This is a genomic window from Pseudomonas helleri (assembly GCF_001043025.1).
In the GTDB taxonomy this organism is placed as follows: domain Bacteria; phylum Pseudomonadota; class Gammaproteobacteria; order Pseudomonadales; family Pseudomonadaceae; genus Aquipseudomonas; species Aquipseudomonas helleri.
This window is the reverse complement of record NZ_JYLD01000021.1, coordinates 1-11,041: the sequence shown is the minus strand read 5'-3', so window position 1 is coordinate 11,041 and position 11,041 is coordinate 1. Positions and strand designations below refer to the sequence as shown.

Sequence of the window (11,041 nt, the reverse complement as noted above, 5' to 3'; positions counted from 1 at the left end):
TCGACTACCCTATAGTTTCGATGTCTGAATTGAAGGAGGACTTACTGATGCTCGCGCAACTGCCACCGGCTTTACAGAAACTTCATCTTCCATTACGCCTTAAACTTTGGGATGGAAACCAATTCGATCTAGGGCCAAAGCCTAGTGTCACGATTGTGGTCAAAGACCCGCAATTGGTTGCCGAGTTTACCCACCCCAGCCTTGATCTGTTGGGCACCGCTTTTGTTGAGGGGAAGCTAGAGCTGGAAGGCTCCGTCAAAGAAGTGATTCGTGTGTGTGATGAATTGAGCCAAGCGCTGGTGGAGGAAGAGGACACTCGACCTACGCGTATTCACCACGACAAAGAAATCGACGCCGCTTCCATCTCTTACCACTACGACCTGTCCAATGATTTTTATCAGCTGTGGCTTGATAAGGACATGGCCTATTCGTGTGGCTATTTCGAGACCGGCGAAGAGACCCTTGATGAAGCTCAGATAGCCAAGTTTCGCCTGCTGTGCCGCAAGTTGCGCCTGAAGCCGGGTGAGTATTTGCTCGACGTTGGTTGTGGCTGGGGCGGGTTGGCGCGTTTTGCCGCACGCGAGTACGGCGTCAAAGTTTTCGGCATTACCCTGAGCAAAGAGCAACTGGCGTTGGGCCGTGAACGCGTCAAGGCCGAGGGCCTGCAAGACAAGGTCGACCTGCAACTGCTCGACTATCGCGATCTGCCGCAAGACGGCCGCTTCGACAAAATCGTCAGTGTGGGGATGTTTGAGCACGTGGGGCACGCCAACCTCAATGAGTACTGCAACATCCTTTTCAACGCGGTGCGTGAAGGCGGCCTGGTGATGAACCACGGTATTACCGCCAAGCACACTGATGGCCGTCCGGTTGGTCGTGGGGCCGGTGATTTTATCGACCGCTATGTGTTCCCGAACGGTGAGTTGCCGCACCTGTCGATGATCACCGCCGAAATCAGCGAAGCAGGGTTGGAAGTGGTCGACGTCGAAAGCTTGCGTCTGCATTACGCGCGCACGCTGGATCACTGGAGTCAGCGTCTGGAAAACAATCTGGAAGCCGCTGCGAAAATGGTCCCGGAAAAAACCCTGCGTATCTGGCGCCTGTACCTGGCAGGTTGTGCCTACGCGTTTGCCCATGGCTGGATCAACATCGATCAGATCCTGGCGACCAAACCGCATGCCGATGGCTCTATTGAATTGCCACCGACACGCGCGGATATTTATCGCTGACCGTGTGAATCCCACGTAATTGCAACAGGGCTTACTTCAGGGTTTATTTCCTGGAGGTAAAGCCCATGTTGCAGTGGGATGTTTTGATCCACCTGTGCCACGGCTTTCTGTTCGAAGGTCAGGCCCTCCTTTTTAAACACAAGATCATGACGCGCTACGTTTCCACCCCAGTCAGTTGAGGGCAAGGATATGTAGCTGATCTTGTATTCCTCATCGGTAAACGCCCCTTCAACCACATAGGCGCCGTAGTGGTTTTCGCCTGGGGAAATGATCTTGTATAAGCCATTGTCGTAGTAGTACAGGATGGCTTCTTCAAAAGGTTTTTCGCTGTACATCTTCTTGTAGTGCAATCGATGAATGTACGTTGGCTTGCCGAACTCGACGGTAATGGCGGGGACGACGGGCGGCGGGGTGGTTTCAGCCTGAGCCAGCGAAGTGATGCTGAACAGCAAACCCATCAGCGAAAATTTCATGAGTGTTGATCCTTATATTGAGTAGCTCGGCATTGCACCGAGCTACGCAGCTTAAGGAGCGGCTAAGAGACTGTCTCAACGCGGGAGGCTTTTCAGACATGCCCGATCGCAGGTTCAGACATGTCTTACGTGTACTTATAAAACCGGTGAAACCAGACGCGCCACACGCATACCTAGTTGCTGCAGGCGGTGAGTCGACTTGATGTCTTCACTGGTGATTTCGCGGCTCAGAGCGAAGTCGTCCATCAGCATGTGTTCCACATCGGCGGCGAACGCCTGGTCTACCGTGAGCAGCATCACTTCGAAGTTAAGACGGAACGAGCGGTTGTCCATGTTGGCGCTGCCAATTGCGCTGATCTCGTTGTCTACCAATACGGCCTTCTGATGGATAAAACCGGGCTGGTAACGGAACACCCGCACCCCTGCGCGAACCGCTTCGAAGGCATACAGGCTGGACGCGGCGAAGACGATTTTATGGTCGGGGCGCGACGGTATCAGGATGCGCACATCCACGCCGCGCAACACGGCTAGGCGCAAGGCTGAGAACACTGCCTCGTCGGGCACAAAGTATGGGCTGGTGATCCACACCCGTTCATTGGCAGCATGGATGGCTTCGACGAAAAACAGCGAGCAGGTTTCGTAAGGATCGGCCGGGCCGCTGGCCATGAATTGGCAGAGCACGCCCGTCTCGGGATAGCTCTTGGGCAGGATCAACGGCGGTAATTGTCGCGATGCCCAGAACCAGTCTTCAGCAAACGACTCCTGCAAGCAGGCCACCACCGGGCCGCTAACTTCGACGTGGGTGTCTCGCCATGGCGAGAGCGGAGGCTTGGCGCCGAGGTATTCATCGCCCACGTTATGCCCGCCAACAAAACCCAGCAGGCCGTCTACGACCACCACTTTTCGGTGGTTGCGGAAGTTGATCTGGAAGCGGCTGATCCAGCTGCCGCGTGTGGCAAAGGCGTAGGTTTGCACGCCACCGGCACGCAGTGTTTCGCCGTAGCTTTTGGGCAAGGCGTGGCTGCCGATGCTGTCGTACAGCACATACACCGCGACGCCTTCGGCGGCTTTTTCCAGCAAGAGCGCCTGGAGCTTCTTGCCGAGGTCGTCGTCGTGAATGATGAAGAACTGCACCAGCACGACTTTTTCAGCAGCGCGAATGGCTTTGAAGATCGCGTCAAAGGTGGCGGTACCGTTGATCAACAAACGCACGCTGTTATTCGCCAGGCACGGCATTCGCCCCAATCGAGGCATAGCGCGCAACGAACCGTATGCTTTGGAGTTCCGAGCGGTGAGGGCTTCTTCCACCCAGGGGCGCCAGTTCAAGTCACTGATGGCTTCACGCATTTCCTGGTTGGCTTCGCGGCGCGCCTTGATGTAATCGTCAAAGGTGCTGCGGCCAAAGATCAGATACGGGATGAGCGTCACGTAGGGAATAAAGAACAATGACATGGCCCAGGCAATGGCGCCTTGTGCTGTTCTGACGGTTAACACTGCATGCACGGCGGCAATCAAGCCTAAACTGTGGAGCAGTAATATCAGGTATCCAATGACGTGCGGGCCTAAAAAATCCATGCGTATCCTTACTCCTCAATGTCCAACGCTAAGTACAACAGACCGTGTTCTGATGCGAATGTGCTATTCAGCTTCGAGTGCAACACTCGCGATCATTCGGCGTCTAACGCTGACAATTCCATAGGAGTGACTTAATGAATGTTCGTCTGCTAGGGGTGTTTCTAGCGTGTGGTTTTTCGATCCCTGTGGCCCAAGCGCAAATGCTGCAGCCGGGTCTGTGGGAAGTGACCTCGAGCAATATGCAGGTAGACGGCCAACAGTTGCCAGACCTGCAGGTAATGTTAGGACAGTTTCAGAACATGATGACCCCGGAGATGAAAGCTCAGCTGGAAAGCCAAGGCGTCACCCTGGGCGGTAAAGGTATCCGTGTATGCCTGACACCCGAACAGGTGCAGTCGGATGATATTCCGCTGGCTGATCCCAAGTCCGGGTGCAATCAGCAGATCACTGAGCGTAGTGGAAATCAGTGGAAGTTTCGCTTTAGTTGCCCAAATGCTCAGGGGGCAGGAGTCGCCACATTTGCCAGTGACCGTGAGTTCACCACCGCGGTGATCGGCTCATTCAATGCAACGGGCGTTGCGCAAAAAGGCAGCATGGACACGCGTGCTGTGTGGCTGGGGCAAAACTGCGGCGCCGTTAAACCCCGCACGTAATTCAGAGGGGCCGCGCAACGTGTTCCACGCGGCGCGACCCCTCCATTGGTTTAATGCGCTTTCCAGTTCCAGCGACTCTCTGCCACAGCGTCATGGCTGTGCAGACTTTCAGCGTGAACAACCTTCAGATTAAAACCCTGCACCCCTGGCACTGTCTTCAGTGCCACATTCAACCGCCGCGCCGCGTCCTCACAAAACATCAAGTTCTGCCCATTGGCCAAGGCGAAGGCTTGTTCGTCAGCACGTTTCACAGCGGTCTGTACGGCGGTGCCCAGCGCCGCTTCGGCCTCATCAATGATCACTTCGATCGGCAGGGCTCGCTGATCGCTGCTGAGCAGTGTTTGCAAAATCGCCGTACTTCTTTGGCTGTGAGGCGTCGCCACAATGCCTTGCGAACTGCCTAGCCAGGCTAAAACATCGGCGTGTTCTAACGGCTTGTTGGCGAAGTCATTCACGAATTGCTGCTGGATAAGTTGGCGAGCCAAGGCCGCCGAGCAGGGGCAAGTCGATGAGTAGTTCACTTCAATTTTTAGTTCCACGTGGAACATTCCGTTTTTCAGAGACGCATCGATGCTCACCGGATAGGTCTTCCAACCACTCAGTGGGCTGACCAATGCCGGACGTTTTAACAGCATCTGGGTGTGGATTCGCAGGTAAGCACAGATCGATAAATCATCGTGACTGTCGAGAAATTGCTGCAAAATTTTTTTCAAAAGTAGCGGGTTCAGGTCCTGCGACTCGAGCATTTCGAGCGCTAAATAAAGTCGTGACATATGAATGCCACGCGCTTCGCCGTCGTCCAGACTCACGCCGGCGTCGGCTGTTGCCGTGAGCCGCTGACCTTCAATAACAATCGGCAAGGCAATGCCACACATCCCGACCCAATCCAGTGGAACAATTTGTCGGGCGTTTTGTGAAGCAATGTCGGGAAGGGTTAAAGCATTCATAAAGGTCTTCCATCGGGAGGTTGGGCTGAGTGTTACAAGATAACAATTCTGATGCTTTGTATTGTTATAATGTATCATTATCGGCAGGCCCGAATAGGGTCAGTCTTCAAGCGGGCGCTTTGACCTGCCAACCCTGATGAGGAAGTCCCATGCGTAAACGTCTACCAGTGACCGTGTTGTCTGGTTTTCTCGGTGCAGGAAAAAGCACCCTGTTGAATTACATTTTGCGAAACCGCGAGGATTTGCGCGTGGCGGTCATCGTCAATGACATGAGTGAAATCAACATTGATGGTGGCGAGGTTCAGCGAGACGTCAGCCTGAACCGAGCCGAAGAAAAATTGGTTGAAATGAGCAACGGCTGCATCTGCTGCACCTTGCGTGAGGACCTGCTGGAAGAGGTCAGCAAGTTGGCCAATGACGGCCGCTTTGACTATTTATTGATCGAATCCACGGGCATTTCAGAGCCGTTGCCAGTGGCTGAAACCTTTACCTTCCGCGATGAGTCGGGCCAAAGCCTGGCCGATATCGCCCGCCTGGATACGATGGTGACGGTGGTCGATGGCCTGAATTTTCTGCATGACTATCAAGCCGCAGAAAGCCTGGCGTCCCGTGGCGAGACCTTGGGCGAAGATGATGAGCGCTCAATTACTGACCTGCTAATTGAGCAGATCGAATTCGCTGATGTGATTTTGATCAGCAAAATTGACCTGATCAGCAGTGTCGAGCGCCAGGAATTAATCGCCATTCTTGAGCGTTTGAATGCACACGCCGAAATCATCCCGATGGTGATGGGTGAAATCCCGCTGAAAAAGATCCTCGATACCGGCCGTTTTGACTTTGAACGTGCAGCTCAAGCACCGGGTTGGCTGCAAGAATTGCGCGGTGAGCACGTGCCGGAAACCGAGGAATACGGCATTGCTTCTACGGCTTATCGCGCGCGCCGTCCGTTTCATCCCGAGCGTTTTTTTAACTTTATTGATCGCCCCTGGACCAACGGCAAACTGCTGCGTTCCAAGGGTTTTTTCTGGCTGGCCAGCAAGTACCAGGAGGCGGGCAGTTGGTCACAGGCCGGTGGTCTGATGCGCTACGGATTTGCCGGCCGCTGGTGGCGTTTCGTGCCCCGTGAACAATGGCCACAAGACGCAGAAACCAAGGCCGAAATTCTTAAAAAATGGCTGCCGGAGACTGCCGATTGCCGTCAGGAGCTGGTGTTTATCGGGCAGCACATCGACTTTGCCCTGCTTTCGGCCGAGCTGGATGCCTGCCTGCTCACGGACCAGGAAATGGCCCTCGGCGTAGAGGGCTGGCAGCAACTGAATGATCCGTTCGGCGACTGGTATGAAGAGGTGGCGGCATGAGTAACGTTGTACGACTTATCCGGCCGTTGGTCGGACATGTCAGTGGGCAAACGCCTGAAACCATGACGCGGATCCTCGATGATGAGGTCAATCTGGCTATTTGGCAGCGCCAATTACCAGTGCACATCAGCCATTTTGCAGAGCTGTTGCTCTCGCTCGGTGAACCGCTGGCGGATGCCTTGGTGCTTGAGATGGGCGATGAAAATGCCCAGCCCAACCTCAAGGGCTTGGCCTCCCGATTTAACGATCTGGACGGCTATGAGGGCTTCATTGCTGATATTTCCTGGCTGGTCAGTGCCTACGCCTGTTTATTAGGCGCAAAACGCGTGGGCCTGCGTCTCAGGGCCTTGGATAAGGCCATGTGCCCGCGGTTTCACGTCGACCATGTGCCTGTCAGGCTTATTACCACGTACGCAGGGCTTGGGAGCCAGTGGTTGCAGGAAGGCGTGATGAACCGTCGTCATCTCGGTCAGGCTCAGGCAGAACCCGCCGAGCCATCGCGTATTGAGCAGGTGAACACCGGTGATGTGGCGTTGCTCAAAGGCGAGAAATGGCAAGGCAACGAGGGCGCGGGGTTGATTCATCGTTCTCCGGCCTTGGCAGACGGTGAACGGCGACTGATTTTGACCCTGGATTGGTTGGCCTGAGGCATATTGCTGCTTTCGATCAAAACAGAAGCTGGCGATGATGTTGCAGAACATTCCTACCCACGTAATTGCCGGACCGTTGGGTGCCGGCAAAACCAGCCTGATTCAGCACCTGATGACGCAAAAGCCCGCCGACGAACGCTGGGCTGTACTGGTCAATGAGTTCGGCCAAATTGGCCTGGATGCGGCCCTGATGGGCGCTGGAAGCGACGCCATAGCCATTGCTGAAGTGGCCGGTGGTTGTGTGTGTTGCGTCAACGGTGCGCCATTTCAAATCGGTTTGAGCCGTCTCTTGCGCAAGGCCCGCCCTGATCGCTTGTTTATCGAGCCGTCGGGGTTGGGGCATCCCGCGCAAATTTTAAAACAGCTCAGTGAAGCGCCCTGGTTGGGTGTTTTGGCGTTGCAGCCATGCGTGATGGTGCTCGATGCAGAGGCGATGGCTCAGGGAAAAACGCTCCCCGAAACCCAGCAAACAGCCCTGAAAAGTGCCGGTTTATTGGTCATGAATAAATCTCATAGTGTGCAAAAAGAGCAACGTGAGCAGATTGCATGCGGCCTGCCAAAGTGCCCGATTTTGTGGGTCGAGAATGGCCGAATCCCTTTAAAATCGCTGCCTGCAGCCGACATGAAAGATATTCATCCTGTGGATAAGTCATTGATTTATAAGGATATTATTCAGATTGGCAGCATTTTTACTGACCCTGGAATTCCTATTCAGCAGGCTCAGCTTCAACCTGAAGGCTGGAGTGTGGGGTGGCGCTGGCATGCCTCGCGGCAATTTGATGTGAGTCGCTTGCAGCAGTGGCTGAAAAGCCTCGATTGGCGGCGCGCCAAGCTGGTTGTCAGGGCTTCAGAGGGCTGGTTTTCGAGTAATTCTGTGGATAACTCGCTGCAATCCTGGAAACCCAGCGAGTGGCGCCAGGATTCACGCCTGGAATTGATCTTTGAGCAGCCGCAAGACCTGGATGTGCTCCGCGCCGGGCTGGAAAGTTGCCTGATAAAGGCAGAGGGCTGAGCCAAGAAGGGCCTGAAACCCAGTGTTTACGGGATTTTGTGCTGGTAAAATTGTCTTACAATTTAAACTGTGTGCAGCCGATTTATCGCCTAAAAATCGGCGCGAGGCTTCTAAATCAAGGGTTTCAGCGAAGTTATCCACAGGCGCTCTCAACTCGCGTCTTTCTGGACAACCAGAAGATCGCGAGGCAAGCGCAGACAGATGCGGACGTTATGAAGGCGACTCAGTGGCGGGTCTTGCTGTGTTCCTGGCGCCATTGGCTGAGTTCAATCACCTGAGCGCTGTGCACGACCGCTGGCTCAGGTTCTTCCTCGGCCCTGACCGGGTAGGGCGGCAGGTCAATTTTGGCGCTATGGGCGCCGAACTGAGTGATGGTCCCGGTATGGCGCTGATCGCCAGTGACCGTAAATTCGAAGTTATACACACGGGCCAAGCGCTTTTGCCCATTGGCATCAGCGATAAAGCCAATTTTTTTCAGCGCCACGTTGTCATCGAGCAACTCAATATCGAGTTTTCGACAATGCTGTTTGACCCGTTCGAGCGCACGCTCACGCAGGCCGTGGTTGTGCCACAGCCAGGCAGCGCCCGTTGCCAGCAGCATCAGCACAAACATATTTCCCAGGGTCAGCATTCAATGCGCTCCAACAGATTGGGTTCAGCTTAACTGTGTCTTCAGCCTGTCGTACAGGTCATGTTTAGTCGCATACTGCGTGGCTTGAATCCACCCGCAGTATGGAATCCGGCATGAAACGTACACCTCACTTACTCGCCATCCAATCCCACGTGGTTTTCGGCCATGCCGGCAACAGCGCAGCTGTGTTTCCTATGCAGCGTGTTGGCGTGAATGTCTGGCCTCTGAACACGGTGCAGTTCTCTAACCACACTCAGTATGGTCAGTGGGCGGGCGAAGTGTTGGCCCCAGAACAAATTCCTGCACTGGTTGATGGCATTGCTGCGATTGGCGAGCTGGGCAACTGTGATGCCGTCCTGTCGGGCTACTTGGGCAGCGCGGCACAAGGGCGGGCGATTCTGCGCGGCGTGGCCCGTATCAAGGCCACCAACCCGCATGCGCTGTATCTGTGCGACCCGGTGATGGGGCACCCGGAGAAGGGCTGCATCGTGCCGCAGGAGGTAAGTGATTTTCTGCTCGACGAAGCGGCCGCCGTCGCTGACTTCTTGTGCCCTAATCAGTTGGAGCTGGACAGCTTTTGTGGTCGTGCGCCGCAATCACTTTTCGATTGCCTGGCGATGGCGCGCAGCCTGTTGGCGCGTGGGCCAAAAGCGGTGTTGGTGAAGCATTTGTCGTATCCCGGCAAGCCTGCAGAAAGCTTTGAGATGCTGCTGGTGACTGCCGAGGGCAGTTGGCACCTGCGCCGCCCGCTGCTGGCCTTTCCGCGTCAGCCAGTGGGCGTGGGCGATCTGACGTCCGGGTTATTCCTGGCGCGCGTGTTGCTGGGTGACAGCCTGGTGGCGGCCTTTGAATTCGCAGCGGCAGCGGTGCATGAAGTGCTGCTCGAAACCCAGGCCTGCAGCAGCTATGAGTTGCAACTGGTGCGCGCGCAAGACCGCATTGCCCACCCGCGTGTGCGGTTTGAGGCGGTGCCGATCAGTTTGTAGGCTGCCACTTTCGCCAATGCCGTGCAGGAGCGAGCTTGTCTCGCGATCTTTTTAATCGTTTAAAAGATCGCGAGGCAAGCTCGCTCCTATGTATGGACTCGCCCCCCACTGTCAACCCGCTTTTGCCCACTGACACCCGGCTGCATCTATGTATAAGGCCTATTCTAGGAAGCCATAATCGGCTTCTGGCCAACATTTTATGAGCTCGCGATATGCCAATTACAGTTAGGCCTCAAGGGCCGGTAGGAGCGCAGGCATAAATTCGCGACGGTCTGACCTGTGATCAATGTTCTTAAGCATGGGTTGGAGCGGTTTACACCCCGGTGGCAGAACTCTTTGGATCCTTAGCTCATCGCTTTCTCCAGGTCATTGTTCACTTGGCGGCGATAAGTTTGGTCGTTTTGTAACAGCACCCAGATGATGCGCAAGTTGCGGTTGGCTAACCGGACGGCCGCCTCTTTACGGCCCAACCTGGACACCCAGCGTTGCAATCGCCGGTCATCTGGATCCTCTGAATTAGCTTTCACCTGCCTCAACACCGCGTGAGCGCCCTGAATCGCCAAGCTTCGCAAGTAGGCATCGCCATGCTTGCTCATCTTGCCCAATCGGACTTTTTCTCCGCTGCTGTTCTGCTTGGGCACCAATCCAAAGTAAGCAGCGAACTGCCGCGCGTTGGCGAAGCGCTCAGGCTCGGTTTGTTTAGCGATCACTGCTGTAGAAATAATCGGACCGATACCGCGTACGGTCATCAGCCGCTTGGCTGTTTCGTCATTTTTTGCAGCTGTTTCCAGTCGACCGGTCAGTACGTTGATACGCTCGCCCAACTGACTCCATTCGCCCAGTAACTCATCAATTAATTCGCGCAACATGTCAGGCAATGGCTGAGTGGCATCTTCCAGAATGCGGGGGATGCCTTGGCTAAACGCGGAATCGCCCTGCGCCATGGCAAGACCGTGCTCCAACAGCAAACCGCGCATCTGATTACTCATTGCCGTGCGACGGCGCACGTAACCTTGCCGAACACGATGCAGAGCTTGCATAGCCAAGGCTGCAGCACTCTTGACCGGTACCGACGAGATGCTGGTATCTCTGCCTGCGCGCAATATGGCCAGTGCATCGTTACGATCGTTCTTGGGGCCGCTGCGGTGATTGGCGACATGCTGGGCTGGCAATATCCGGACAGGATTGCCTTGAGTTTTCAGCAGTTGCGCCCATGCCTGAGCCCCCGGACCGGTCTCCACCAGCACGGTTATGCTTGTTGGCAGCTTACGAAGAAATGCATGAAAGGACTCACGCGAATTGATGCGTTCCTCATACACCGTAAGGCCAGCAGCATCCTGACCAGCCACCTGGAAGACCCTTTTAGCAAGGTCTACGGCAATGACGGTGCATTTCAAAACATCGGTTGGCACGTACTGATTGGTCGTCGTATTCTTTTTCATGGACTCGCCCTCGCTGTCGTTGGCTTCTAATAGAATGCCACCGTGGCGCACAGACGCCTCGGCTTGGGCGAGTCCATGTAATTAC

11 protein-coding genes and 1 pseudogene are annotated in these 11,041 nt (G+C 55.1%); 6 read left to right on the top strand and 6 right to left on the bottom strand.

The genetic code is table 11. From position 1 onward, the window contains the following. Nucleotides 1-47: 47 nt before the first annotated feature. Nucleotides 48-1,229 carry a C17 cyclopropane fatty acid synthase CfaB gene (cfaB, locus tag TU84_RS23630; RefSeq protein WP_048373509.1) on the top strand — a complete coding sequence of 394 codons (1,182 nt, stop codon included), beginning with the start codon at nucleotides 48-50 and terminating at the stop codon, nucleotides 1,227-1,229. On the opposite strand, the gene TU84_RS23625 is transcribed toward cfaB, so the two are convergent. The 3 genes and pseudogenes from TU84_RS23625 to TU84_RS26805 form a co-directional block, all read right to left on the bottom strand. Next, complete coding sequence (locus tag TU84_RS23625) at nucleotides 1,220-1,702, bottom strand: hypothetical protein (RefSeq protein WP_053225301.1); 483 nt, start codon at nucleotides 1,700-1,702, stop codon at nucleotides 1,220-1,222. The genes cfaB and TU84_RS23625 overlap by 10 nt on opposite strands. Before the next feature lie 135 nt (nucleotides 1,703-1,837). Beyond that, nucleotides 1,838-3,217 (bottom strand): cardiolipin synthase, encoded by a 1,380-nt coding sequence (cls, locus tag TU84_RS23620; protein ID WP_227024798.1) that lies wholly within the window; start codon nucleotides 3,215-3,217, stop codon nucleotides 1,838-1,840. After that, nucleotides 3,210-3,296, bottom strand: a pseudogene (locus TU84_RS26805) (hypothetical protein); the annotation flags it as partial. The pseudogene TU84_RS26805 and the gene cls, both read right to left, overlap by 8 nt. A 115-nt stretch (nucleotides 3,297-3,411) precedes the next feature. Between TU84_RS26805 and TU84_RS23615 the strand changes: the two are divergent. Next, the gene (locus TU84_RS23615) at nucleotides 3,412-3,930 is read left to right on the top strand and encodes a DUF3617 domain-containing protein (RefSeq protein WP_048373504.1); all 519 of its coding nucleotides are present in this window, start codon (nucleotides 3,412-3,414) and stop codon (nucleotides 3,928-3,930) included. 50 nt (nucleotides 3,931-3,980) lie between these two features. Here TU84_RS23615 and folE2 read toward each other — a convergent pair whose 3' ends face one another. Continuing rightward, nucleotides 3,981-4,877, bottom strand: coding sequence for a GTP cyclohydrolase FolE2 (folE2, locus tag TU84_RS23610; protein ID WP_048373502.1), 897 nt, complete (start codon nucleotides 4,875-4,877; stop codon nucleotides 3,981-3,983). Nucleotides 4,878-5,026: 149 nt separating this feature from the next. Here folE2 and zigA point away from each other — a divergent pair, with 149 nt between their 5' ends. The 3 genes from zigA to TU84_RS23595 are packed head-to-tail and all read left to right on the top strand — an operon-like array spanning nucleotide 5,027 to nucleotide 7,897. Next, nucleotides 5,027-6,235 (top strand): zinc metallochaperone GTPase ZigA, encoded by a 1,209-nt coding sequence (zigA, locus tag TU84_RS23605; RefSeq protein ID WP_048373500.1) that lies wholly within the window; start codon nucleotides 5,027-5,029, stop codon nucleotides 6,233-6,235. Beyond that, nucleotides 6,232-6,882, top strand: coding sequence for a DUF1826 domain-containing protein (locus tag TU84_RS23600; RefSeq protein WP_048373498.1), 651 nt, complete (start codon nucleotides 6,232-6,234; stop codon nucleotides 6,880-6,882). Before zigA ends, TU84_RS23600 begins: the two co-directional genes overlap by 4 nt. Before the next feature lie 40 nt (nucleotides 6,883-6,922). Then, the gene (locus tag TU84_RS23595) at nucleotides 6,923-7,897 is read left to right on the top strand and encodes a CobW family GTP-binding protein (RefSeq protein ID WP_048373600.1); all 975 of its coding nucleotides are present in this window, start codon (nucleotides 6,923-6,925) and stop codon (nucleotides 7,895-7,897) included. 223 nt (nucleotides 7,898-8,120) lie between these two features. On the opposite strand, the gene TU84_RS23590 is transcribed toward TU84_RS23595, so the two are convergent. Further along, nucleotides 8,121-8,528, bottom strand: a complete 408-nt coding sequence (locus TU84_RS23590; protein ID WP_048373496.1) for a DUF3301 domain-containing protein — start codon at nucleotides 8,526-8,528, stop codon at nucleotides 8,121-8,123. 113 nt (nucleotides 8,529-8,641) lie between these two features. Here TU84_RS23590 and pdxY point away from each other — a divergent pair, with 113 nt between their 5' ends. Continuing rightward, entirely contained in the window at nucleotides 8,642-9,514 is an 873-nt protein-coding gene (pdxY, locus tag TU84_RS23585; RefSeq protein ID WP_048373495.1) for a pyridoxal kinase PdxY, read from the top strand. A 344-nt stretch (nucleotides 9,515-9,858) separates the two neighbouring features. Here pdxY and TU84_RS23580 read toward each other — a convergent pair whose 3' ends face one another. Then, complete coding sequence (locus TU84_RS23580) at nucleotides 9,859-10,956, bottom strand: IS110 family RNA-guided transposase (RefSeq protein WP_048373599.1); 1,098 nt, start codon at nucleotides 10,954-10,956, stop codon at nucleotides 9,859-9,861. Nucleotides 10,957-11,041 lie beyond the last annotated feature (85 nt).

What these genes read in the sequence shown, in the direction of transcription:
- TU84_RS23595 (WP_048373600.1), top strand. Translation starts at nt 6,923, where the DNA reads ATGTTGCAGAACATTCCTACCCACGTAATTGCCGGACCGTTGGGTGCC.
- cfaB (WP_048373509.1), top strand. Translation starts at nt 48, where the DNA reads ATGCTCGCGCAACTGCCACCGGCTTTACAGAAACTTCATCTTCCATTA.
- folE2 (WP_048373502.1), bottom strand. Translation starts at nt 4,877, where the DNA reads ATGAATGCTTTAACCCTTCCCGACATTGCTTCACAAAACGCCCGACAA.
- zigA (WP_048373500.1), top strand. Translation starts at nt 5,027, where the DNA reads ATGCGTAAACGTCTACCAGTGACCGTGTTGTCTGGTTTTCTCGGTGCA.
- TU84_RS23625 (WP_053225301.1), bottom strand. Translation starts at nt 1,702, where the DNA reads ATGAAATTTTCGCTGATGGGTTTGCTGTTCAGCATCACTTCGCTGGCT.
- TU84_RS23615 (WP_048373504.1), top strand. Translation starts at nt 3,412, where the DNA reads ATGAATGTTCGTCTGCTAGGGGTGTTTCTAGCGTGTGGTTTTTCGATC.
- TU84_RS23600 (WP_048373498.1), top strand. Translation starts at nt 6,232, where the DNA reads ATGAGTAACGTTGTACGACTTATCCGGCCGTTGGTCGGACATGTCAGT.
- TU84_RS23590 (WP_048373496.1), bottom strand. Translation starts at nt 8,528, where the DNA reads ATGCTGACCCTGGGAAATATGTTTGTGCTGATGCTGCTGGCAACGGGC.
- pdxY (WP_048373495.1), top strand. Translation starts at nt 8,642, where the DNA reads ATGAAACGTACACCTCACTTACTCGCCATCCAATCCCACGTGGTTTTC.
- TU84_RS23580 (WP_048373599.1), bottom strand. Translation starts at nt 10,956, where the DNA reads ATGAAAAAGAATACGACGACCAATCAGTACGTGCCAACCGATGTTTTG.